Consider the following 23,633-nt stretch of genomic DNA (forward strand, 5'->3'; position numbering starts at 1 on the left):
GGGATGGACGGACCACTGGTGTATCTGTTGTCGACCAACGGCATGGCAGAGTAGCCAAGTCCGGAAGGGATAAACGCTGAAGGCATCTAAGCGTGAAGCCCCCCTCAAGATGAGATATCCCTTCCCAAGAGGAAGTAAGACCCCTTGAAGACGACAAGGTAGATAGGGCAGAGGTGGAAGTGTGGCAACACATGGAGCTGACTGTTACTAATAGGTCGAGGGCTTGACCAAAAGCGGAGAAAACAGGAAAGACATGTAGGAAGGCTGTGACGGAAGCTTGCTTACGGAACAGACGGCATGCATGCCTGGAAGTTTGCGTAGCAAACACATCGAGATGAAGCGAAGCGGAATCGAGATGACCTGTTTTGAAAGCAGTAAGAACAATGAATCGGAATCTGTATGAAGTTTTGAAGGTATGAGAGAGTGGCCGCTGTATTCCAGCGGCTTTTTATTTTATAGGAAATACAATGTGGCGTTAAAGAGTGATAGCTGTGTTTCCCGGTCAGACAGATCCAGTCCAGCATAAGGATTGGATCTTTTGCTTATCAGGGAGGACGGAAGGAATATCCGTACAGCAGCTTTTTTAATTGATAACGGAGAAAAACAAAGGGAAAACAGCTGCGAAAGAGGGTGATTCTCCGTAATTGGCCATTTCAGAGTGATTACACCGACAAAATGGAGAAAAGTGACGGTGTAAATGGAACCTTTAGGCTGGTTACGGAGAAAACCAGCAGAATGCGAGACCAGAACCTCTCATTCTTCTCCGTAGAAAGAGAAAAAGCCAGGATTACGGAGAAAAAGCGAAGGTAAATGTAAAAGCCAGGATTACGGAGAAAAAGCGAAGATAAATGCAAAAAAGTTCAGCATTACGGAGAATAAACTAACGCAAGTGCCGAAGAATAATCAATTTTCATGACAGTCTATGGCAGACCACGAAAAACAGCTTATTTTTCTGTTCATTGCAGACTGAAAAATGAACATATTTTTTAAAGGTTTTATGCGGGCATAGAAAATGTAAAAAGCTGACATACTTTATAATGCATAAAGATAATGCACAAAGGTAAGGAGGCTGATGAAATGGCAAATATGGAAGAAAAAGATGATAAGACAAAAGCAATGATAGATAAAAGTATAGAGACGATTACAGATCCGGAAAGCACAACAGAGGAAAGAAATCAGGCATACAATGATTATGTAAAACAGGTAACGCCGACGCATAATCTTGGGGTAAATATGGTAAAAGCATTTGTGCTTGGAGGCGGGATTTGTCTGATCGGGCAGATCATTACCAATATTGCAAAATATAATTTTGGACTGGATAAGCAGGAGGCTGCCGCCTGGTGCTCCATGATACTGGTATTGTGCAGCATTGTACTTACAAGCCTAAACTGGTATCCGTCTCTGGCGAACTGGGGAGGTGCAGGTGCGCTTGTTCCGATTACTGGTTTTGCAAATGGTGTGGCGGCTCCGGCCATTGAATTTAAAAAAGAAGGACAGGTATTTGGAATCGGAGTAAAAATATTTACAATCGCAGGACCGGTCATTCTTTATGGTATATTCTCAAGCTGGCTTCTTGGGCTGATCTATTGGATTATAAAGTAAACACTGTATATGCAAAGAAATTCCAATGCTTATGTTGTAAATCCGGCAAAAAGAAGTAAAATAAAAAGTAATGTTATAAATAAGGTAAGATTACAAATAAGGCAAGATTACAAATAAGACAAGGGAGCGAATATCATGCAGACTGGAAAAGCAATTTCGGTACCAGCAATTTTGAAAGTTGGCAAAGGTACGTTGAATAAGATTGGAAGTTATTTGAAAACGGAAGGACTTGAGCAGATTGTTATTTTTCTTGGAAATGGATTGATCGATCTGTTTGGCGAACGTGTCATGCGATCTTTGAAAGAGCAGGGAATCAAAGTATTGGAGTACAGTGAGCTGGATACAGTGGATATCGATGACATTATTACATTGGCATTTTCTATGCCGAATAAAACGCAGGCAGTTGTGTCTATTGGCGGTGGCAAGGTGATCGATGCAGGAAAATATGCTGCTTTTTTAAGAAATATTCCATTTATCAGTGTTCCAACATCAAGTTCAAGTGATGGCTTTTCAAGCGCAAGTGCTTCTTTGCTGGTACATGGGAAGCGGACATCGGTGCCGGCAAAACTGGCATATGGCATTATTGTTGACACGGAAGTAATACGGACAGCACCGGATAAGTTTATTTATTCCGGTATCGGGGATATGATCTCGAAGATTACAGCGCTGTACGACTGGATATATGAAGAAAAATGTGGATATAGTGAAGTGAACGATTTTGCTGTTATGATCGCCAAAAAGGCAGTAAACAGCTTTGTGCGCACACCATATGAAAATATCAAAGATGAAATTTTCCTGAAAGAACTTGTGGACTCTCTTGCGATGAGTGGTATAGCGAATGAGATCGCGGGAAGCAGTGCCCCGACAAGTGGCAGTGAGCATCTGATCTCCCATGCACTGGATAAGATTCTGGAGACTCCACAATTGCACGGTATTCAGGTCGGAATTGCCACGTACATTATGAGTAAAGTTCAGGATCATCGTTATATACGTGTGAATACTGTGCTGAGTGAAACCGGATTTTGGGATTATGCGAAGACACTGCAGATGCGGCAGGAGGATTTCTTAAAAGCTGTGGATCTTGCACCATCGATCAAACCGTTTCGACATACTTATCTGCATGAAGAAACATATCGGAATGCTGCGAAGAAACTTATTGTAGAAGATGAAAGATTAAAACAAATACTAATAAAATAAATAAAATCAATTAAAATGATTAAATTTAATCATGGTATGGACAACTCTTATGTGATAGAATAAATTAAATCAAATTAGTAGATGAAATTTATTTAGAATAAGGAGAGTTGGATTTATGAAAGGTTACGATAAATACGAACGAACATATTTTATGCCGCCGGAATGCACATACGATTGGGTGAAGAAGGATCACATAGATACTCCTCCAATCTGGTGTTCTGTAGATTTGCGGGATGGCAATCAGGCGTTGATCGAGCCGATGAGTCTGGATGAGAAGCTGGCATTTTTCCAGATGCTTGTTGAGATCGGATTTAAGGAAATTGAAGTTGGATTTCCGGCTGCATCAGAGACAGAATATAATTTCATGAGAGCACTGATCGAGCGGAATATGATTCCGGATGATGTGACTGTTCAGGTTCTGACTCAGGCGAGAGAGCATATTATTAAGAAGACATTTGAAGCAGTAAAAGGTGCGCCACATGCAGTTATTCATTTGTACAATTCTACTTCGGTAGCACAGAGAGAACAGGTTTTTAAAAAGAGCAAAGAGCAGATTAAAAAAATTGCCGTCGATGGAGCAATTTTATTAAAAGAACTGGCAGATCAGACGGATGGTAATTTCTCATTTGAGTATAGTCCTGAGAGTTTTTCAGGGACGGAAGTGGATTATGCGGTAGAGGTTTGCAACGCAGTACTGGATGTATGGCAGCCGAAAGCTTCCAATAAAGCAATCATCAACATTCCATCCACGGTGGAAAATGCAATGCCACATGTTTTCGCAACGCAGGTGGAGTATATCAATAAACATTTGAAATACAGAGATGCAGTTACATTAAGCCTTCACCCTCATAATGACAGAGGATGTGGTGTCGCAACGGCAGAACTGGGCGTGCTTGCCGGTGCAGACCGTATTGAAGGAACCTTGTTTGGAAACGGAGAACGCACTGGAAACGTAGATATTATTACCTTAGCGATGAATATGTATTCGCATGGGGTAGATCCAAAACTGGAGTTTTCCAATATTCCGAAAATCCGCAAGAAGTATGAAACATTCACCAGAATGCATGTGGATCCAAGGCAGCCGTATTCCGGGGATCTTGTGTTTACTGCCTTTTCCGGATCACATCAGGATGCGATCGCCAAAGGTATGGCATGGCGTGAGGAGAAAAAACTTTACAAATGGTCGGTTCCATATCTGCCAGTTGATCCGGTTGATGTCGGAAGAACCTATGATTCGGATGTTATCCGTATTAACAGTCAGTCCGGACGTGGTGGCGTAAACTATGTACTGAAACAGAACTTTGGAATTTCCATTCCGGAGAAAATGCGTGAAGAAGTAGGCTATCTTGTGAAACATGTTTCCGATGAAGAACATAAAGAACTTTCTCCACAGTGGGTTTACGAGATCTTCGAGGAGAAATATGTCAATACACAGCCATATTTCCAGATTAAAGAGTGTCATTTCAAACAGATTGATGGAATTATGGCAGAGGCAACCATTACCCATGGTGGACAGAGCCGTATTGTAGATGCACTTGGAAACGGACGTCTGGATGCGGTCAGCAATATTATCAAAGATTATTTTGGCGTAAGTTATGAGCTTTCTGTATATGAAGAACACGCGTTGTCACAGGGGTCATCTTCCAAAGCGATGTCCTATGTAGGCATTACCTGTGATGACAAAATGTACTGGGGCGCAGGAATTGATGATGACATCATCAAATCTTCGATCAATGCGTTGGTTGTGGCCGTAAACCAGCTTCCTGCAATCAAGGCTGACGAATCGATTCAGGATGAACGTCTTGTTGAAATGAAAAATTATATTCAGGCAAATTACAAAAATATAACCTTAGAAGATCTTGCAGAACATTTCCATCTCTCGGAGCCATATGTATCGAAATACATGAAAGAAAAATCAGGAAAAACATTTGGAGAGATTGTTCAGAATATCCGGATGAAAAAGGCAAGAACACTTTTAAAAAACGGAAATATGGCAGTTGAGAATATTGCGTTGTCTGTTGGATATCAGAGTGTGGAGCATTTTAACCGTACATTTAAGAAAAAATATAATATGACCCCTGTGGAATATCGGAATTCGTGATATGATAGAGAAAAAGGTTAAAAGAGGATAAAACATGCCAGAATTAGTGACAATTGCGACAATCCATACGGAATTTCCGGAGAAGTTTGGAATTCCGAGACAGAGCGGGCTTGTGCCGCAGCTTCGTGGGACTATCATATTTGAACCGGAGTTCCGTAATCCGGATGCAATCCGTGGCATTGAGGAATTTTCACATCTGTGGTTACTATGGAATTTTTCAAAGGCAAAACAGAATGGATTTGTACCGATGGTCTGTCCGCCAAGACTGGGAGGAAAAGTGAAAAAAGGCGTTTTTGCAACAAGAGCGCCTTTTCGTCCAAACTCCATCGGTCTTTCTTCGGTAAAGCTGGAAGAAGTACGGATTGATGAGACTCTTGGTCCGGTTCTTGTAGTATCCGGGGCGGATCTTATGGACAAAACACCGATTTACGACATTAAACCATATCTTCCATATACGGATTCGCACCCGGATGCAAAGGGTAGTTTTGCAGAAGAGCATAAAGGGGATCACATTCAGGTTGTTTTTCCGGAGAAATTAAAAGCGAAGATTCCAGAGACACTTCAGGACGCAGTATTGCATGTGCTGGGGCAGGATCCAAGAGCAGCGTATAATAAGAAACCGGATTATGTATATGGAATGGAATTTTCGGGATACGACATCCGTTTTACAGTTTCTGATGGAATACTGACAGTAAGAGATGTTGTGAAGGTGACATCGGATTTGAAGAAGATTAAATAGCACAATCCGGAAGGAAAGGATAGAAATGGATAAAGAACGTTTGAGACAGCAGTTTGCCTTTTTTAAGGAAATTGATAAAGAAAAGGAGATTTTTCGTCAGACCTATCTTGCGGATGCGAGCAGAAAGGAAAATGACGCTGAGCATGCCTGGCATATGGCGATTATGACAGTTCTTCTGAGCGAATATGCAAACGAAGAGATTGACGTTTTAAAAACCGTGACGATGCTTTTGATTCATGACATTGTGGAAATTGATGCAGGCGATACATATGCTTATGATCCGGAAGGGAAAAAGACTCAGGAAGAGCGGGAACGGAAAGCAGCAGACCGGATTTTCCACCTTCTTCCAGATGATCAGGCAGATAAAATGTATGCACTCTGGGAAGAATTTGAAGCACAACAGACTCCGGAAGCAATATTTGCAAGAACCATGGACAATATCCAGCCGATGATGCTGAATGATGCGTCGAATGGATTATCCTGGGATGAACATCAGGTAAAACTTTCACAGATACTGAAAAGAAATGAAAGAACCGCAAAGGGCTCGGAGCAGATCTGGGAGTATGCGAAGGAGGAATTTCTGCAAAAGAACATTCAGGCGGGGCATATTATCGAAGATAATTGAGAACGATATGGGGAATGAAAGGTGAGAAAAGGTAGAAAAAATTTTAAAAATTATACGATTGCCGCAGTGTCATTTCTGGCACTTGCGGTGATTGTATTCCTGCTTTTGACATACACCAGTGAACGAAAACTGCAGCCGGATTATGAAGAACTTAATGATCATTGGGAAGTTGAAATTAATGGAAAACAATATAAAGATGTCACGTTGAGCAATTTTACATTTCCGGTTACGAACAAAGGGGATGTAATCCAGCTTACAAGAGTGTTGAACCGGAAAGTCAGAGTACAGAATCCGGTTCTTCGCATGTACTCAATCCATTCTGTCGTGGAAGTTTATATGAACAACGCGATGATCTATGGTTATGGACGTGAGGACTACAAAGAGGGAAAACTTCTTGGATATGGATACCAGTATATTCCGCTTCCTCAGGGGTATCAGGGCCATGAGATCCGTATTGTACTGACAGTATCGGAAAATAATGCATTTACCGGAATTCAGTCCATGAGGATTGCAAATGAAAGGAATATGTTGCAACAGGTCATGTCGGGAGACCGGATCAGGCTTGCAATTGCATTATTTCTGATCGTGTTTGGAATTTTGGTTGGACTGATCACGACAGTTATGATTGTGAGGGATATTTCTTTTGCAAGGTTATTTTATATTGCCCTGTTTTCTCTGCTGATCGGATGCTGGACATTATGCAACAATGATCTGATCTCATATTTTACACAGGATCTGAAAGTAAAGGTTTACATGGAATATCTTTGCGTATATGCGCTGCCGATTCCGATGCTTTTATATTTTTATGAACCGGTGCATGAAAAGAGTATGGGAAAATGGTTACTGGGATCATATTGGATGCTTTTGATTGTGCAGATTGCATTTTTTTTATATGCATTGGCTGCGCAACTGTTAAATTATATCCATTTTCCTGCGTTTCTGGTGTTTGCACATGTCGTCATGATGCTGGATATTATTTTCGTGATTGTGCTTGCAATCGTGAGCCTGAAGAAAAAAGGAAGCCGGGTCAGAGGATTAAGAAGTGGAGTCAGCATAGTTCTTGTTTTTATTTTGTTTGAGCTGATCCGTTATAATGTAGACAAATATATCCGGCATTTTGAAGGAAATCAGTATAACAGCACATTATGTTTTGGGGCACTGGCAGTAGTTGGATTTTTAATGCTGGACTATACCGGACATATTAAAAGGGGACTTTTCCGACAGGCACAGCAGACATTGCTGGAAAAGATGGCATATACCGATGAACTGACAGGCCTCTTTAATCGAAGAAAATGTGATGAGACGCTTGAACAATATCAGAGGGAATGCAGACAATTCGCATTGATCAGTATGGATCTGAATCTTTTGAAGCATTATAATGACTGTTATGGACATGAAAGAGGAGATGAACTTTTGAAATGTTTTGCAGGAGTTTTAAATGATACGTTTCCAGAGGAAGCTCTCAAAGCCAGATTTGGTGGAGATGAGTTTATGGTGCTTTTACCATTTTCAGATGAAAAGAAAACCAGGCAGCTTGTGAAACGCCTGCGGGCGAACATGGAGAAGGAAAATGCATCCAATTCGCATGTCCAGTTAAGTTCGGCGATTGGGTATGTCTGCAGCAGCGAACTCGAGGATGAACAGGACATACATAGAATCTATAATGAAGCAGATCATCGTATGTATGAGGATAAAAGAAGTATGAAGGCAGAACTTCAAAGGGAAAATGTTGAAAAGTAATTGCATTTCCTGTGTTTTGGTTTATAATTATTCCGTTAGGATAAGAAACGGAATCTCTCGGTACAATGATTTCCGGGCCGTTTACAGAAAGGACGTTCAAAACATGAAAAAAGTGGAAGATTACATTAGAAGTATACCGGATTTCCCGGAACCTGGAATTATTTTTCGAGATGTAACAAGTGTTCTGCAGGATGCAGAAGGGTTAAAGCTCAGTATTGATGAGATGGTAAAGCTCCTTGATGGAGTTGATTTTGATGTGATTGCCGGAGCGGAATCCAGAGGATTTATTTTTGGTATGCCAATCGCATATGCACTTGGAAAACCATTTGTTCCAGTACGTAAAGCAGGAAAACTTCCATGTGAGACAGTTTCCCAGTCTTATGATCTTGAATATGGACAGGCAACTATTGAAATACATAAGGATGCAATCAAACCGGGTCAGAAAGTTGTTTTAGTGGATGATCTGATTGCAACCGGTGGAACTATGGAAGCTGCTGCAAAACTTGTAGAACAGCTCGGTGGCGAAGTTGTCAAAATGATCTTTTTAATCGAACTTGCCGGATTAGAAGGACGTAAGAAACTTGCAAAATATGATCTTGCTTCCGTTGTTTCTTACGATGGAAAATAAATCTGAATAGAAAACCATTTTTTACACATACTTGTCAAAAAGAAAAGGAGTATGTGTATGGATCAGAAAATTGGTGCACAGAGCCTCCGTTTTGCGGAGGCTCCTTTTATTGTAAGCAGTGCTTCGATCGTTGGAACAAAAGAAGGACAAGGACCATTGTCCGATGAATTTGATATGATTGGTGCGGATGATAAATTTGGACAGGATACGTGGGAAGAATCGGAAAGTGCGCTCCAGAAAGAAGCAGTGACACTTGCTCTTGGGAAGGCGGATATGAAGCCGGAAGACATCCGCTATATTTTTGCAGGGGATCTGCTGGGGCAAAATATTGCATCTTCTTTTGGACTTATGGATTTTGATATTCCGATCTTTGGACTTTATGGGGCGTGTTCTACATGTGGAGAATCCTTATCCCTTGCAGCCATGTGTGTGGCAGCGGGGTATGCGGATCATGTTGTGGCAGTAACATCAAGCCATTTTGCGAGTGCGGAGAAACAGTTTCGTTTTCCCCTGGAATATGCCAATCAAAGGCCCTTATCAGCTACCTGGACGGTTACAGGAAGTGGAGCCTTTGTACTTGCCGGGCATCAGGAAAGAGAACATCTGTCTGTAACACCGTGCGTTGCAATAACCGGTATTACCACGGGAAAAATTGTGGATTACGGAATCAAAGATTCCATGAACATGGGAGCTGCAATGGCGCCTGCGGCAGCAGATCTGATTGAACAGAATTTAAAAGATTTTGACAGAAAACCGGAAGATTATGACCGGATCATTACAGGAGATCTTGGAACGGTTGGAAAAGAAATACTGATCCGTCTGCTTAAAGAACGGGGATTTGATATTTCAAACCAGCATGAAGACTGTGGAATCCAGATCTTTGATGATTCTGTGCAAAATACCGGTGCAGGAGGATCGGGATGTGGGTGCTCTGCGGCAACGCTGAGTGCGCACTATTTAAAACGTATGGAACGCGGTGAGTTAAAAAGAATTCTGTTTTGCCCGACTGGAGCCCTTTTATCGACAGTCAGCTTTAACGAAGGGCAGCCAGTACCAGGAATTTCACATGGGGTGGTTATGGAATATGTGGAAAGGAAGGTAAACTAATGGATTATTGGAATGCTTTCTGGGTTGGAGGCGTAATCTGCGCCATTGTTCAGCTTTTAATGGAAAAAACAAAAATGATGCCAGGACGAATTATGGTTCTTCTTGTATGTACAGGGGCAGTTCTCGGAGCTCTGCAGATTTATGAACCATTCTCGGAATGGGCAGGAGCCGGAGCGAACGTTCCGCTTCTTGGTTTTGGAAATACGCTTTGGAAAGGCGTGAAAGAAGCGGTCGATGAAAATGGATTTATCGGTATTTTCATGGGAGGATTTAAAGCATGTGCAGTCGGAGTGTCGGCAGCACTGGTATTTTCTTATATTGCATCCCTTATCGTTAATCCGAAAATGAAAAAATAAGAGAAGTGATGCAGCAGATGCATAAAAGAAGAAATTCTGAAAATACTATGAGCAGGCTTCGTAATAGCTGATCATGAAAGGAGTAGGATAAAATGAAAAAAGCAAGACTTTTTCTGATGGCCTGTCTGCTTGCAGGCAGTCTGTCCACGTTTACCGCATGTGGAACCAATAACGATAACAATGGAACCGAGATCAATACGGAGAATAATCGTACAAACAACACAAACGGAACGACGAACAATACGAATGGAACGACAAAGGACACGAACAAAAAGAACAATACAAACAATGATCGTGACAATAATCAGAATGACACAAACAATGATGGCAGCAATGTCGGCAATGATATCAAGGACATGGGAGATAACATCGTCGATGGCGTAGAGAATGCTGGAGATGCTGTTGTAGACGGTGTTGAGGATATGACCGGAACAAACAACGAGAACAATATGGATAATAACACTAATAATACCAATGGGAATACAGACAATAACGATGCAAACGGAAATCGTTAGATGACGAAAAAGCCCCTCTTTTATCGGACAGTAATTGATATGTCAGATAAGAGAGGGATTTTTTTATTTGACAATTGAAAAAAATTATAGCAATATGTAATTTATATTTGATGTAGTTACTGACAGGGAGAAAGAGATGACGAAAGAGACATATATCCGGATCACAGAGCCGCTTCGAAGCAATCCAAAGCGTGCTGCTATGATTCACATCTGTAATCGCATATTGACAGGACTTGTATTTGTGTCGTATCCGGCACTTCTTTTGTGGCTTTTTCGGAATCAGGAACAGTCGCTGATAAAGGCAATTCTTGTTCCGTTTAATTCCTTTATCATACTTACCACTTTTCGTAATCTTGTGAATGCCAAAAGACCCTATGAGGTATTTGATATTCCACCGGTCATTGCAAAAGATACAAGAGGCAGATCGTTTCCGAGCAGACATGTTTTTTCGGTTTTTATTATTGCCATGACATTTTTTGCAGTGTGTCCGGTTCCGGTTTTGGGAGGAATTATTTTTGTCCTTGGAATTCTGCTTGCTGTTGTGCGTGTTTTTGCAGGGGTTCATTTTCCAAAGGATGTAATCGCCGGTGCAATCTTTGGAATCGCCGCAGGATACATTGGATATTTCCTGTAAAAGATTTATGCTCTTACATTTTCACGGCGGAAGGCACTTGGCGTCATCTGATATTTCTGTTTAAAAGCCCGATTGAAATAAGAAAGGTTTTCAAAACCAACCTCTGCTGCAATGTCAAGGATTGCGGAGTCGGATGCGACAAGAAGCCGGGAGGCCATCGTAAGCCGGTATTCCTTTAGATAATCTACAAAGGAGGTTCCCATAGTCTCCTTGAAATAGCGCATAAAGTGAGATTCAGAGAAACCGGCAACTTCCGCAATATCTGCGATTGGAATTTTATCCATATAATTATTTTCGATATATTTCAGGACAATTTTAATCTTATCTAGGGATTTATTGCTTTTCTTTGGCTGAACAAGGTTTCGGCAGCGGTTATCCAGAACAAAGAAAAACTGATAAAGCTGGCTTTTGATATAAAGTTCATATCCCTGAGGCTTGGTCTTACAGATCTCATCACAGGCATCGATCGGTGCTGCAATATCTTCATAATAAGGATAAACAGGTGTAAAAATGGTTGGAACAGTGATCTTTCCATCCAATAGTGGAAAAAGAAAGTCGGTACTGCAGGTATCGGCTTTTTTGGTGAGAAACATATTGGGATGGAAAATGATATTCTCATACTCCATACTGCAGTCCTCTAACTGTTCGATCGAGTGGAGCTGCCCGGGAAGAATCAGCACAATAGTATTACCGGAAACCTTATATTGCCGGAAATCAACCGTTACCTGTCCTGACCCTTTCTTTATATAGATAAGTTCGATGTCATCGTGCCAGTGCAGCGGAACCCTTGGAAAATCCAAAGGAATCGAACAAAGATAGGTATTATACGGAAAGACAATATCGCCATGTGTTTTTGTCTCGTGATAATTTTCATATTCTAGAATATTCATACTTTCGCCCTCGTCGTATCATAATTGTATCTGCATAGTAAAATTTATAAAGTTGAAGGTTACATGTAGAACAAATACATAGTAATAGGCAGGTGCTTCAGAGCGGCCGGTACTTAGCGACCGTATTTTGGTCGCTTATGTACCGCTGCCAGCGAATGAGCAGCGGGAGCGTGCCTGCCTTTACTATGTATTCGGGCTACATGGAAAGGAACTGGTAAATTTCATGGAAAGATACATTATGATAGGATTGTACTACTTTTTGAGGGTATTTGACAAGAAAATAATACAAAACTGTCCTATACTCATAGCATAACAGGGAAACACATAGTTTAAGAATATAAACTTGGAGGGAAAAAATATGACTTTAGCACAGGCTATTGAAAACAAGTACCACAGAGGCATTGCAGAATGCTCTAACGAAGAGATTTACTACTGCTTACTTGAAATGACAAAGAAAATGGCAGAGGATAAGATCTCAAATGATGGAAAGAAGAAATTATATTATATTTCTGCAGAGTTCTTAATTGGTAAATTATTATCAAACAACCTGATTAACTTAGGAATTTATGAGGATATCAAAAAAGAGTTAGCTGATAACGGCAAGGCGATTGGGGATATCGAGGAGATCGAATTAGAGCCATCTTTAGGAAACGGTGGACTTGGACGTCTTGCTGCATGTTTCATGGATTCTGTTGCAACACTTGGCTTAAACGGAGACGGTGTTGGACTGAACTATCATTATGGACTTTTCAAACAGGTTTTTGATCACAACCTTCAGAAAGAAACTCCAAATCCATGGATCACAGACGAGAGCTGGCTTACAAAATCTGACATTTCTTACACAGTACAGTTTGGTGGATTTAATGTACAGTCCAGATTATACGATATCGATGTTGTAGGTTACAACAACCGTACAAACAGACTTCGTCTTTTCGATATTGAGTCTGTTGACGAGTCTATCGTTGGTGACACAATTGATTTTGATAAAGACCAGATCGCAAAGAACCTGACATTATTCTTATATCCGGATGATTCTGACGAGAAGGGTCGTTTACTTCGTGTATATCAGCAGTACTTCATGGTAAGCAACGCTGCAAGACTTGTATTAGACGAGTGTGTTGCAAAGGGATCTAACTTACATGACCTTGCAGATTATGCAGCAATCCAGATCAATGATACACATCCATCTATGGTAATTCCGGAACTGATTCGTCTGTTACAGGAAAGAGGAATTGTAATGGATGAGGCAATCGAGATCGTATCTAAGGTATGTGCATACACAAACCATACAATCCTTGCAGAAGCTCTCGAGAAATGGCCAATCTACTTCCTTGAGAAGGCAGTTCCACAGCTTATGCCGATTATCCGTGAGTTAGATAACCGTGTACGTCAGAAAGTATCGGATGAAAGCACATACATCATCAAAGATGGTCTTGTACATATGGCGCATATGGATATCCACTATGGATACAGTGTAAACGGTGTTGCATACCTTCACACAGAGATCCTGAAAAATACAGAGTTAAATAACTTCTACAAGTTATATCCGGAAAGATTTAACAACAAGACAAACGGTATTACATTCCGCCGTTGGTTAATGGCATGTAATCCGGAATTATCCGCAATGATCACAGACCTGATCGGAGATGGATGGAAAAAGGATGCAAATGAATTAGAAAAATTAGCAAACTTCATGGATGACGATGCAGTATTAGACAGACTGCTTGCAGTAAAATCCGGCAAGAAAGCTGATTTAAAGAATTACTTAAAAGCAACTCAGGGAATGGATATTGATGATAACTCTATCTATGATATCCAGATCAAGAGACTTCATGAGTACAAGAGACAGCAGATGAATGCTCTTTACATCATCCACAAATACTTTGAGATCAAAGAAGGAAAGAAACCGGCAAGACCGATCACATTATTCTTTGGTGCAAAAGCAGCTCCAGCATATGTAATTGCAAAGGATATCATTCATCTGATCCTCTGCTTACAGCAGATCATTAACAATGATCCGGAAGTAAGCCCATACCTGAAAGTATTCATGGTTGAAAATTACAATGTAACATTAGCAGAGAAACTGATCCCTGCATGTGATATTTCTGAGCAGATCTCACTTGCTTCAAAAGAAGCATCCGGAACAGGTAACATGAAATTCATGTTAAACGGTGCGCTTACACTCGGAACTATGGATGGTGCAAACGTTGAGATCGCAGAGCTTGTAGGAGAAGATAATATCTACACATTTGGTGAGTCTTCAGAGACTGTAATTGCCCGTTATGAAAGAGGAGATTACTGCTCAAAAGATTACTATGAGAAAGATGCAGCTCTTAAGAAAGCAGTTGACTTTATCGTAAGTGATCAGGTTATGGCTGTTGGATGCAGAGAGAATTTAGAGCGTCTTTACAATGAATTACTGAACAAAGACTGGTTCATGACATTCCCAGACTTTGAAAGCTATGTTGCTACAAAAGAGAGAGCATATGCGGATTACGAAGACCGTAAGACATGGGCTAAGAAAGTTCTCTTAAACATCAGCAAAGCAGGTTTCTTCTCATCTGACAGAACAATTGCTCAGTACAATGACGAAATCTGGAAATTAAATTAGTTCCTTCCTAACATATAGTTATACAATACGCCACCGGCAGATCTGAAATGACTGCCGGTGGTTTTATTTTTGAAAAAAATATAATTTGTTGGTTTTACAACAGAATGTTGTGGCGTGCGCAAGTATAATGAGGCAGTAACAAAGATGATTCATTTTTATCAATAAACAAAAAGCGCAAATAAGTGGAGGAAATAAATTTATGAGTAATCAGATGTTTTGTTTTCAGTGTGAGCAAACTGCAGGATGCACCGGATGTACCGGGGCAGCAGGGGTATGTGGAAAGAGTGCGGCAACAGCCGGTCTTCAGGATAAACTGACGGGAGCTTTGATCGGTCTTGCAAAAGCATGTGAGAATAATCCATATACAGAGCAGACAACGAAAGTAATCATTGAAGGACTTTTTACAACGATCACAAATGTGAATTTTAATGATGAAACATTAAAAGATATGATAAAAAGAGTTGAGGAAGAGAAGAACCGCATTGTACCAAACTGTGCCGCATGTATGTCACGTTGTGGAAATACAGATGAATTTGATATGAAAACAATCTGGGAAGCGGATGAGGATATCCGTTCCCTGAAATCCCTGATCTTATTCGGTATCCGTGGAATGGCAGCTTATGCATATCATGCGATGGTGCTTGGATATGAGGACGCACAGGTCAACGCATTTTTCTATAAAGCACTTGCGGTAATCAGCTATGATCTGGAAATGGGAGATCTGCTTCCGGTTGTGCTTGAAGTCGGAGAAGTCAACTTGAAATGCATGGAACTTCTGGATCGTGCCAACACAGAGACATTTGGAACTCCGGAACCGACCAAGGTATCCAAAAAGATTGAAAAAGGACCATTTATTGTGATCACAGGTCATGATCTGTATGATCTGAAAAAATTATTAGAGCAGACAGAAGGCAAAGGAATCAATGTATATACACATGGAGAAATGCTTCCTGCACATGCGTATCCGGAACTGAAAAAATTCAGTCATTTAAAGGGCAATTTCGGAACTGCATGGCAGAATCAGCAGAAGGAATTTGATGCAATTCCAGGGGCTGTATTATATACAACTAACTGTCTGATGCCGGTAAAACCAAGTTATGCAGACCGCGTATTTACAACCGAAGTAGTTTCGTATCCGGAAATGGTACACATTGGAGAGGATAAAGATTTTACACCAGTGATTGAAAAAGCACTTGAGCTTGGTGGATACAAAGAGGATGTGCAGCAGACTGGAATCAACGGTGGAACGGAACTTATGGTTGGATTTGGACATGGAACCGTTCTTGGTGTTGCTGATCAGGTGATCGATGCAGTAAAGAAAGGCGATATCAGTCATTTCTTCCTTGTAGGAGGCTGTGATGGAGCAAGAGTGGGAAGAAATTATTATACTGAGTTTGTAAAGCAGACACCGGAAGATTCCATCATCCTTACGCTTGCATGCGGGAAATACCGTTTCAATGATCTGGATCTTGGAACGATCGGTGGTCTTCCGAGAATCATGGATATGGGACAGTGTAATGATGCATACAGTGCAATCAAGGTTGCAGTAGCACTTGCAGAGGCATTTGAATGTGGAGTAAACGAACTTCCGCTTTCCATGATTCTGTCATGGTATGAGCAGAAGGCGGTATGTATTCTCCTCACACTGCTTCATCTTGGAATCAAAAATATTTATCTTGGACCGACACTCCCTGCGTTTATTTCGAAAAATGTATTGGATTTTCTGGTTGAAAACTATCACATTTCACCAATATCCACACCGGAAGAAGATTTAAAGAAGATCCTCGGATAATAAGAAAAACGGGATGCAATATCATTGTGGTATTGCATCCCGTTTTGTCATTGGAAATATAGCTATTGTTATTTTCGTTTCCAGGTACTGAAACTGATCAGTCCGAGCATTGGCAGGATTTCAAGACGTCCTGCAAGCATGTCAAAGATCAGAACCAGTTTGGAAAAGGCACTGTATCCGGCAAAGTTTCCAGTCGGACCGACGACATCAAAACCTGGTCCGATATTGTTAAAGCAGGCTACCACAGCTGAAAAGTTTGTGGTGATCGAGAAGTTATCGATTGAGATCAGAATAAAACTGAATACAACGATCAAAGCATATCCGATCAGATACAGGTTGGTGTCGTTTAACACTTTTTCATTGACCCGCTGTCCGTTCATACGTACAATCTGTACTTTGTTTGGGTACAATGTCTGATGTACATGACGGCGAAGATTTTTTAATAAGAGAAGAAGTCTCTGGAATTTTAATCCTCCGCCGGTACTTCCGGCGCTTGCACCAACAAACATCAGACAAAGCAGCAGTCCTTTCGAAAAACTTGGCCACAGATCGAAATCCGTAGTCGCAAATCCGGTTGTGGTCATTACGGTTGCAACCTGGAAGGCAGCATGCCTTAAGCTCTCCTGAACACCGGAATACAGATGAAGGATATTCCAGGTGATCAATGCGGTAGAAGCAAGGAAAACACCGATATAAGCTCTAAGCTCTTCATCCTTCCATACGTTTAGAAAGTGGCGTGTTAAAAGCAGATAATAACAGCTGAAGTTTACACCGAACAGCATCATAAATACGGTTGTAACATTCTGCAGATATGGACTGTAGCCGGCCATACTGTCTGATTTTATGCCAAATCCACCGGTTCCGGCTGTTCCAAGTGCTGTACAGACCGAATCAAACAAAGGCATGCCGCCGGCCAGAAGAAACAGAAAGTTCAAAACGGTAAGTGAGACATAGATACCGTACAGAACCAGTGCCGTCTGTTTCATGCGCGGCACCAGTTTTCCAACGGTCGGTCCCGGGCTTTCTGCGCGGAGCAGATGGATTGTAGATCCAGTATTGTGATCGCTTTTTGGCAGGAACACCATGAGAAGCACTAAAACTCCCATTCCTCCCAGCCAGTGACTGAAGCTTCTCCAATATAACAGTCCGCGGGAAAGAGCCTCGACATCAGGCAGGATACTGGCTCCGGTTGTGGTAAAACCGGATACGATCTCAAAGAGTGCATCAACAAAGGATGGAATCTGCCTTGAAAAATAAAAAGGAAGGCAGCCGACCAGACTCATCAGTATCCAGCTTGAAGATACACATACAAGTCCCTCTCTCGAATGGAATCCTTTCTGTGGGCGTTTTCCGAGCAGTCTTAGAATTCCCGTAAACAAAACAGCAATCGCGATTGCCGCCAGAAAACAGAGGGCAACATGTACGTCATTGTCATACAGACAGATCAAAAGTGCAGGAATCATAAATACCGCTTCCAGTATCATAATTCCGGAAAGGAAACGGTCAATCTTTTTGTAATTCATCATCATTCCCCTTTACTCGAATATATCGTTCATCTGAAGAAGTACACGTTCTGCTTCGGTGACAATAATGACAGTATCTCCAACCTGAAAGAAAGAGTCACCATTTGGAATCTCTGTTTTTCCATTGTGGGAGATACATACGATCAGAGTACCCTTTTTCAGATGCAGATCTTTCAGTGGAACGCCACAGTGTCTGGTATTTGGATCTACTACGAATTCACTTGCCTCAGCAAGTCCGTTGGCAATCGAGTGTACAGAGACCGCTGCTCCGGACTGATTGCGGATGGCACGGACATATCGGACAATTGCGTTGCAGCACAGGTCCTTCGGACAGATCACACTTCCAACTGGAAGATGATTGAGAATGGCTGTATTTTCGGAATGTCCGATTTTTGTAATGATATGTGGAATTCCAATCTCGTTTGCAAAAAGTGAAATGATGATATTAATCTCATCGATTCCGGTCATGGAAATCAGTGCATCACATTCCGATACGCCTTCGCTTTCTAACAGTGCATGACTGCTTGCGTCTCCACAGATGATATCTGCATTTGGTAATAAAGTAGAGAGTACTTCACAGCGCTCACGGTCTTTTTCAATGATCTGAACATGAATGCCGCTTTTTAAAAGGCTTTCTGCCAGATAATAACCAACGCGGCCACCACCGGCAAGCATGACGCGGTTGACTTTGTGCGTAATAATTCCAAGATTTTTTAACAGGATTGCCAGGACGTTTGTAGGAGCCGTAACAAATACACGGTCATCCTCCTAAAAGGTGAAATTACCATCCGGCATGATTGCCTGTCCGTTCCGAAGAACAACGCAGATCAGAACCTTGCATTTTACAATGGAGTCAAGGTCAGCAAGCGTAACATGGTTCAATTTGCTGTTTGCATCAATCCGAAGTTCTACAATCTCCACACGGTCCTTTGCAAAGGATTCTCTTTTTAAAAATCCGGGGAATTTTAAAAGACGCTCCATCTGGTGAGCTGCCTTTTTCTCAGGATTGACTGCAAGAGAGAGTGCAAAGGTGTTCCGCATTTTAAAAATCTGGGTATAGTATTCCGGATTACGGATACGGGCAATCGTATGAATATCAGGGTTTAAAGCATGTGCAGTCATACAGCAGAGCAGATTGATTTCATCGGCGCTGGTTGCAGCAATGAGAAGTTTGGCTTCTTCAATGCCTGCTTCTTCTAAAATATTCATTGTGGCACAGTTACCGGTAACAGTCATGACATCATACTGATCCTGCATATTTTCAAGAACTTCCTGCTTGGAATCAATGAGAGTCAGATCGTACCCTTCGGTGGAGAGCTGACGGGCAATTGCTGCACCGACTTTTCCATCTCCGGCAATAATTATTTTCATTGTTTTCTCCTTATGCTCAGAGCCAAAAGGCAAGAGGAATCTTTATCAACTGGTGATTTCGCTATGGAACTTATAGGAAAATAGGGTTATAATAGGAAGTGATATACAACGGATAAAAACAGCTTTTACAAAGTTAATGGGGATTGTAATGGGAGACAGAATTATTTCACTGGAGAATGAACGCCAGGAGATCATACAGAAAAGAAACTATACATCTGTAGTAGAATATGACATCAGAAACCATACACTGACACGTTATCAGAATGTACCAAGCCCATATGGGGATTGTGTTTATCTGGAGAATGTGCCGGAATCAGTAATTCACGAAGGAAGGATTCACCCGGAAGATGAAGAGAGATTCAGAGAACTTTACAGGAAGGTAGAAACATCAACTTCCCGTGTGAGCGATATTTTCCGGGTTTGTGGAAAAGACGGGGAATATCGTTATTACCAGACGATTTTTAAACCGGCAGAAATCCAGAATGGAAAACCGGTGATGGCAATCGGTTATTCAGAGGAGCTTGGCACTGATCTAAATGATGTGGAAAGACAGCTCAAAGAAGAAAAAAAAGAATCACTTCTGGATCAGGCTCCGGCAGCGCTTGGTATTTTCAGTATATCCAATGGAAAAATCTCCATGGAATATGTTAACAGCATTTTTTTTGATATAATGGGCTGTACAAGGGAAAAGCGTACTCTGGAAGAAGGACAGAAGATATTTTCGCGGATGCATCCAAAGGATGAACAAAGGATGCAAGAGTTTCTTGTGGAAGCAGCAGAGGTGAATGGCAGCTTTGAACAGGATGTACGCATCCTGGATACGGATCGGGAGGTTTACCGGTGGTTTCTGCTTCGCGGGAAAATGCTAGAGGCTGCGGCGAATGAACTCCGTTTTTTTGTATGTTTTATGGATATATCCATGCAGCATGGCCTGATCGAACGGGAACGCATGATGAATGCGAATATCCGGAGTCTGTTAAGAGATCGGGATATCAGTTTTTCTGTGAAACATGTATTAAGACGTCTGCTTCGATTTTTCTCAGCCGACCGCGTGGGACTCTTTGAGTATAACAAGAATACCGGGACAGCACGGCTCTCTTATGAGGAATGCAGGGAAGGGATTTCCTGCTATGCAGATTTGCTGCAGACGGTTCCACCGGAAGTGACAGAGGATTTTGTGGAGGCTTTCCAGAAATATGCATTCCATTATGTGCGTGATGCAAAGGTGGATCTGAAACTTCAGAATAAGCCAATCCATCAATATCTGACGGAACTTGGTGTGACAAGTATCCTGTCCGTTCCGATTGGTGCGGCAGAAGACCCGGAAGGATGTCTTTTGATCTGTGAGCCGCATCGCAATATTGACGATAAGGAATTTCTGACCAATACCGCATTTTATATTTCCTATGAGCTGTCAAAGCGCAAATTGTCTTCCGAACTGCTCCAGATGAGCTATTTTGATTCATTGACAGGACTTCACAGCCGGAATGCGTACAGAAAATATCTTGAAGATCATGCAGAGAAGACGGTCGATCAGGTGGGAATTCTTTTTGGAGATGGAAATGGACTGAAATACGTAAATGATAATTTCGGACATCTGTATGGAGATGGAATGATCCGCAAGATTGCAGATATGCTCAAAAAATATTTTTCAGAGGATGTAATCTACCGGATCAGCGGAGATGAGTTTGTTGTGATTGAAACGGGCTGCGATAAAGATGAATTTATGCAGCGTGCAGCAAGCCTGGAAGATAAAATGAAGAAAGATAACAACCGTATTCTTTCCTGCGGGTATATCTGGGAGGAACGTTGTTCCGATCTCAATGAGCTGATTACAAAAGCAGAGCATCTGATGTACATTAATAAGCAGCAGTATTATGCTCAGAATCCGGAACAGACCTCAAGACATCTGAAAGATTCAATCTGTTATTTTATGGATAATGTAAAAGACAGTAATTTTGTATTTTTCCTGCAGCCACAGCTTGATTTAAAAACAAACCGTTTATACGGAGCAGAGGCGCTTGCAAGAAAGATTGACGCAGATGGTAAAGTATTCAGCCCATATGAATTCATTCCTGCACTGGAGAAAACCGGGCTGATTGCACAGTTGGATTTCTTTATTCTGGAAAGTGTCTGCAAATATCTTGAGAGAAATAATGTACTTGGTATTTTTCAGGATATCGTGGTTTCTATGAATTTTTCGCGTGTGACGATGCAGGAGAGCGGATTTGAGGAGCATGTATTCGAGATTGTGGATAAATACGATTTTAACATTCAACTGTTACAGATTGAGGTAACAGAATCGGCAAGCAGTATCAGCCGTAAAAGAATGGCAGAATTGATTCATTCCCTTTCAGAACATGGACTGAAAGTTGCACTCGACGATCTTGGCGTGGAGTATTCTTCTTTATCTATGATGACCATTGAAGGAGTATACGGAATCAAGATCGATATGAGTTTTATCAGAGCGATGAGCAGAGACGAGAAAGTTGGAATCCTGATCCGGAATGTAATCCGTATGGCACATGAACTGGGCTGTGCAGCGGTTGCAGAAGGTGTTGAAACGAAAGAACAGCTGGAGCAGTTGCGTGAGTATGAATGCGATTATATCCAGGGATATTATTATGACAAACCATTATCCGTATTAGACTTTGAAAATAAATATCAGAAAAAGGAATAAAATATGGAAAATATAGCAATAGGACTTTTGATTCCGTTTCTAGGAACGGTTCTTGGATCTGGAATGGTTATTTTTATGAAAGATAAAATGGATCAGAGGGTGGAAAAGGCATTGCTTGGATTTGCTTCCGGAGTAATGATCGCCGCATCAATCTGGTCACTTTTGATTCCTTCGATTGACATGAGTGAGCAGCAGGGAGTGATTGGATGGATTCCGGCAGCGGCTGGTTTTATGCTTGGAATTTTGTTCCTGCTTCTTCTGGATACGGTGGTGCCGCATTTGCATCTGGAGACCGATAAACCGGAGGGAATGCCAGCTTCTTTAAAAAAAACGACAATGCTTGTACTAGCGGTGACAATTCACAATATTCCGGAGGGAATGGCGGTCGGTGTAGTTTTTGCGGGAGTACTTGCTGGTAATACCGGCATCAGTCTTGCGGGAGCATTTGCATTGTCCATTGGAATTGCAATACAGAATTTTCCGGAAGGCGCAATTATTTCCATGCCGTTAAAAAGTGAAGGTCTTTCCAAAACGAAGGCCTTTCTGGATGGAGCCGCATCCGGTGTTGTGGAACCGATCGCAGCACTTCTTACCATTCTTCTGACAGGACTGATTACACCGATTCTTCCGTATCTTCTGTCTTTTGCCGCGGGATCCATGATTTATGTTGTGGTAGAGGAGTTAATTCCGGAATCGCAGGCAGGAGAACATTCCAATGTTGGAACCATTGGTGTATCGATTGGATTTGTATTGATGATGATTCTGGATGTTGCACTTGGATAGAAGAAAATCACATATTCATCAAAAAGCTTTGGAGTTATTCCGAAGCTTTTTGTTATTTTGTATAAAAGAAAATGCTTCTTGAGAATAAAAATTAATAAAATAGAAGAATTTTACAAAAAAGATTGACTTTGCAAAAATGTTAGCATATACTAACTCACGTGAAGAAATACTAACGAACGTACCGGATTTCTAACGAAGATTAGAAAAATGAAATTCACTATTACGTAACAAAGAAACAGCAAGAGTAAGAAGGATGGAAAAGAGGTCATGAGTATGCCACTAACAATGGTAAAAGAGGGAGAACCGAACACAATCAAGAGAGTGGGCGGCAAAGAAGAGACCAGAAGATTCTTAGAGAATCTGGGATTTGTTCCAGGAGGAGTTGTGACTGTCGTGAATCAGATCGGCGGTAACATGATTGTGAACGTAAAAGATTCACGCGTTGCCATCGGTAAGGATATGGCAAATAAAATCATGGTATAGAAAGGAAAAGTCATGAAAACATTAAGAGATGTGGCTGTAGGTGAGACTGTTACAGCAAAAAAACTTAACGGCGAGGGACCTGTTAAGAGACGTATCATGGATATGGGAATTACAAAAGGTGTACAGATCTATGTCAGAAAAGTAGCACCACTTGGAGATCCTGTTGAAGTAACTGTTCGAGGATATGAGTTATCTTTGAGAAAAGCAGATGCGGAAATGATCGAGGTAGAATAAGCGATCATTTTTATTTTTGCCT

At 41.4% G+C, this 23,633-nt stretch carries 21 protein-coding genes and 1 rRNA gene; 18 read left to right on the forward strand and 4 right to left on the reverse strand.

Annotation, left to right across the window (positions count from 1 at the left end; all coding sequences use genetic code 11):
* The 12 genes from FYJ75_RS12995 to FYJ75_RS13050 all read left to right on the forward strand — a co-directional run.
* Window positions 1–231, forward strand: a 23S ribosomal RNA gene (locus FYJ75_RS12995); the annotation flags it as partial.
* 885 nt (window positions 232–1,116) lie between these two features.
* The gene (locus FYJ75_RS13000; protein ID WP_195839032.1) at window positions 1,117–1,602 is read left to right on the forward strand and encodes a SpoVA/SpoVAEb family sporulation membrane protein; all 486 of its coding nucleotides are present in this window, start codon (window positions 1,117–1,119) and stop codon (window positions 1,600–1,602) included.
* Window positions 1,603–1,737: 135 nt separating this feature from the next.
* Window positions 1,738–2,799, forward strand: a complete 1,062-nt coding sequence (locus FYJ75_RS13005; RefSeq protein WP_154430852.1) for an iron-containing alcohol dehydrogenase family protein — start codon at window positions 1,738–1,740, stop codon at window positions 2,797–2,799.
* Window positions 2,800–2,914: 115 nt separating this feature from the next.
* Window positions 2,915–4,900, forward strand: coding sequence for a 2-isopropylmalate synthase (locus FYJ75_RS13010; protein ID WP_154430853.1), 1,986 nt, complete (start codon window positions 2,915–2,917; stop codon window positions 4,898–4,900).
* Between the two features lie 34 nt (window positions 4,901–4,934).
* On the forward strand, window positions 4,935–5,639 hold the full coding sequence (gene tsaA, locus FYJ75_RS13015; protein WP_154430854.1) for a tRNA (N6-threonylcarbamoyladenosine(37)-N6)-methyltransferase TrmO: 705 nt from the start codon (window positions 4,935–4,937) through the stop codon (window positions 5,637–5,639).
* 25 nt (window positions 5,640–5,664) lie between these two features.
* On the forward strand, window positions 5,665–6,264 hold the full coding sequence (locus FYJ75_RS13020; protein ID WP_154430855.1) for an HD domain-containing protein: 600 nt from the start codon (window positions 5,665–5,667) through the stop codon (window positions 6,262–6,264).
* A gap of 21 nt (window positions 6,265–6,285) precedes the next feature.
* Window positions 6,286–8,004, forward strand: a complete 1,719-nt coding sequence (locus FYJ75_RS14700) for a sensor domain-containing diguanylate cyclase (protein WP_154430856.1) — start codon at window positions 6,286–6,288, stop codon at window positions 8,002–8,004.
* 103 nt (window positions 8,005–8,107) lie between these two features.
* Window positions 8,108–8,632 (forward strand): adenine phosphoribosyltransferase, encoded by a 525-nt coding sequence (locus FYJ75_RS13030; RefSeq protein ID WP_154430857.1) that lies wholly within the window; start codon window positions 8,108–8,110, stop codon window positions 8,630–8,632.
* A gap of 57 nt (window positions 8,633–8,689) precedes the next feature.
* Window positions 8,690–9,739 carry a stage V sporulation protein AD gene (gene spoVAD / locus FYJ75_RS13035; protein WP_154430858.1) on the forward strand — a complete coding sequence of 350 codons (1,050 nt, stop codon included), beginning with the start codon at window positions 8,690–8,692 and terminating at the stop codon, window positions 9,737–9,739.
* Window positions 9,739–10,095 carry a stage V sporulation protein AE gene (gene spoVAE, locus FYJ75_RS13040; protein WP_154430859.1) on the forward strand — a complete coding sequence of 119 codons (357 nt, stop codon included), beginning with the start codon at window positions 9,739–9,741 and terminating at the stop codon, window positions 10,093–10,095. The genes spoVAD and spoVAE overlap by 1 nt, the downstream gene beginning before the upstream one ends.
* Window positions 10,096–10,187: 92 nt before the next feature.
* Window positions 10,188–10,610 (forward strand): hypothetical protein, encoded by a 423-nt coding sequence (locus tag FYJ75_RS13045; RefSeq protein WP_154430860.1) that lies wholly within the window; start codon window positions 10,188–10,190, stop codon window positions 10,608–10,610.
* A gap of 136 nt (window positions 10,611–10,746) precedes the next feature.
* On the forward strand, window positions 10,747–11,244 hold the full coding sequence (locus FYJ75_RS13050; protein ID WP_154430861.1) for a phosphatase PAP2 family protein: 498 nt from the start codon (window positions 10,747–10,749) through the stop codon (window positions 11,242–11,244).
* Between the two features lie 5 nt (window positions 11,245–11,249).
* Here FYJ75_RS13050 and FYJ75_RS13055 read toward each other — a convergent pair whose 3' ends face one another.
* A complete protein-coding gene (locus FYJ75_RS13055; protein ID WP_154430862.1) occupies window positions 11,250–12,134 on the reverse strand; it encodes an AraC family transcriptional regulator in 885 nt (294 codons plus the stop codon).
* A 358-nt stretch (window positions 12,135–12,492) separates the two neighbouring features.
* On the opposite strand from FYJ75_RS13055, the gene FYJ75_RS13060 reads away from it, so the two are divergent.
* Window positions 12,493–14,745 carry a glycogen/starch/alpha-glucan phosphorylase gene (locus FYJ75_RS13060; RefSeq protein ID WP_154430863.1) on the forward strand — a complete coding sequence of 751 codons (2,253 nt, stop codon included), beginning with the start codon at window positions 12,493–12,495 and terminating at the stop codon, window positions 14,743–14,745.
* A 199-nt stretch (window positions 14,746–14,944) separates the two neighbouring features.
* Complete coding sequence (gene hcp / locus FYJ75_RS13065) at window positions 14,945–16,537, forward strand: hydroxylamine reductase (protein ID WP_195839030.1); 1,593 nt, start codon at window positions 14,945–14,947, stop codon at window positions 16,535–16,537.
* A gap of 68 nt (window positions 16,538–16,605) precedes the next feature.
* Here the strand turns inward: hcp and FYJ75_RS13070 are convergent, their stop codons facing one another.
* From FYJ75_RS13070 to FYJ75_RS13080, 3 genes are all read right to left on the reverse strand, one after another.
* Entirely contained in the window at window positions 16,606–18,060 is a 1,455-nt protein-coding gene (locus tag FYJ75_RS13070) for a TrkH family potassium uptake protein (RefSeq protein WP_154430864.1), read from the reverse strand.
* Window positions 18,061–18,072: 12 nt separating this feature from the next.
* On the reverse strand, window positions 18,073–18,735 hold the full coding sequence (locus tag FYJ75_RS13075) for an NAD-binding protein (RefSeq protein ID WP_154430865.1): 663 nt from the start codon (window positions 18,733–18,735) through the stop codon (window positions 18,073–18,075).
* Window positions 18,736–18,828: 93 nt separating this feature from the next.
* Complete coding sequence (locus tag FYJ75_RS13080) at window positions 18,829–19,431, reverse strand: NAD-binding protein (protein ID WP_154430866.1); 603 nt, start codon at window positions 19,429–19,431, stop codon at window positions 18,829–18,831.
* A gap of 148 nt (window positions 19,432–19,579) precedes the next feature.
* Between FYJ75_RS13080 and FYJ75_RS13085 the strand changes: the two genes are divergently transcribed.
* The 4 genes from FYJ75_RS13085 to FYJ75_RS13100 all read left to right on the forward strand — a co-directional run bounded on the left by FYJ75_RS13085 (window position 19,580) and on the right by FYJ75_RS13100 (window position 23,611).
* Window positions 19,580–22,111: an EAL domain-containing protein gene (locus FYJ75_RS13085; RefSeq protein WP_195839031.1), complete on the forward strand. Its 2,532-nt coding sequence runs from the start codon at window positions 19,580–19,582 to the stop codon at window positions 22,109–22,111.
* Window positions 22,112–22,114: 3 nt separating this feature from the next.
* Window positions 22,115–22,894, forward strand: coding sequence for a ZIP family metal transporter (locus FYJ75_RS13090; RefSeq protein ID WP_154430868.1), 780 nt, complete (start codon window positions 22,115–22,117; stop codon window positions 22,892–22,894).
* Between the two features lie 273 nt (window positions 22,895–23,167).
* Complete coding sequence (locus FYJ75_RS13095; protein ID WP_154430869.1) at window positions 23,168–23,377, forward strand: FeoA family protein; 210 nt, start codon at window positions 23,168–23,170, stop codon at window positions 23,375–23,377.
* Window positions 23,378–23,389: 12 nt separating this feature from the next.
* Window positions 23,390–23,611, forward strand: coding sequence for a FeoA family protein (locus FYJ75_RS13100; RefSeq protein WP_154430870.1), 222 nt, complete (start codon window positions 23,390–23,392; stop codon window positions 23,609–23,611).
* Window positions 23,612–23,633: the final 22 nt, after the last annotated feature.

This window comes from Roseburia porci, assembly GCF_009695765.1.
GTDB lineage: Bacteria > Bacillota > Clostridia > Lachnospirales > Lachnospiraceae > Roseburia > Roseburia porci.

Excerpts from the sequence above, each read along its gene's own strand:
- FYJ75_RS13030 (WP_154430857.1), top strand. The coding sequence starts at position 8,108 with ATGAAAAAAGTGGAAGATTACATTAGAAGTATACCGGATTTCCCGGAA.
- FYJ75_RS13100 (WP_154430870.1), top strand. The coding sequence starts at position 23,390 with ATGAAAACATTAAGAGATGTGGCTGTAGGTGAGACTGTTACAGCAAAA.
- FYJ75_RS13070 (WP_154430864.1), bottom strand. The coding sequence starts at position 18,060 with ATGAATTACAAAAAGATTGACCGTTTCCTTTCCGGAATTATGATACTG.
- FYJ75_RS13090 (WP_154430868.1), top strand. The coding sequence starts at position 22,115 with ATGGAAAATATAGCAATAGGACTTTTGATTCCGTTTCTAGGAACGGTT.
- FYJ75_RS13050 (WP_154430861.1), top strand. The coding sequence starts at position 10,747 with ATGACGAAAGAGACATATATCCGGATCACAGAGCCGCTTCGAAGCAAT.
- FYJ75_RS13005 (WP_154430852.1), top strand. The coding sequence starts at position 1,738 with ATGCAGACTGGAAAAGCAATTTCGGTACCAGCAATTTTGAAAGTTGGC.
- FYJ75_RS13085 (WP_195839031.1), top strand. The coding sequence starts at position 19,580 with ATGGGAGACAGAATTATTTCACTGGAGAATGAACGCCAGGAGATCATA.
- FYJ75_RS13055 (WP_154430862.1), bottom strand. The coding sequence starts at position 12,134 with ATGAATATTCTAGAATATGAAAATTATCACGAGACAAAAACACATGGC.
- FYJ75_RS13010 (WP_154430853.1), top strand. The coding sequence starts at position 2,915 with ATGAAAGGTTACGATAAATACGAACGAACATATTTTATGCCGCCGGAA.
- tsaA (WP_154430854.1), top strand. The coding sequence starts at position 4,935 with ATGCCAGAATTAGTGACAATTGCGACAATCCATACGGAATTTCCGGAG.
- FYJ75_RS13000 (WP_195839032.1), top strand. The coding sequence starts at position 1,117 with ATGATAGATAAAAGTATAGAGACGATTACAGATCCGGAAAGCACAACA.
- FYJ75_RS13060 (WP_154430863.1), top strand. The coding sequence starts at position 12,493 with ATGACTTTAGCACAGGCTATTGAAAACAAGTACCACAGAGGCATTGCA.
- spoVAE (WP_154430859.1), top strand. The coding sequence starts at position 9,739 with ATGGATTATTGGAATGCTTTCTGGGTTGGAGGCGTAATCTGCGCCATT.
- FYJ75_RS13020 (WP_154430855.1), top strand. The coding sequence starts at position 5,665 with ATGGATAAAGAACGTTTGAGACAGCAGTTTGCCTTTTTTAAGGAAATT.
- hcp (WP_195839030.1), top strand. The coding sequence starts at position 14,945 with ATGAGTAATCAGATGTTTTGTTTTCAGTGTGAGCAAACTGCAGGATGC.
- FYJ75_RS13095 (WP_154430869.1), top strand. The coding sequence starts at position 23,168 with ATGCCACTAACAATGGTAAAAGAGGGAGAACCGAACACAATCAAGAGA.
- FYJ75_RS13080 (WP_154430866.1), bottom strand. The coding sequence starts at position 19,431 with ATGAAAATAATTATTGCCGGAGATGGAAAAGTCGGTGCAGCAATTGCC.
- FYJ75_RS13045 (WP_154430860.1), top strand. The coding sequence starts at position 10,188 with ATGAAAAAAGCAAGACTTTTTCTGATGGCCTGTCTGCTTGCAGGCAGT.
- spoVAD (WP_154430858.1), top strand. The coding sequence starts at position 8,690 with ATGGATCAGAAAATTGGTGCACAGAGCCTCCGTTTTGCGGAGGCTCCT.
- FYJ75_RS13075 (WP_154430865.1), bottom strand. The coding sequence starts at position 18,735 with ATGCTTGCCGGTGGTGGCCGCGTTGGTTATTATCTGGCAGAAAGCCTT.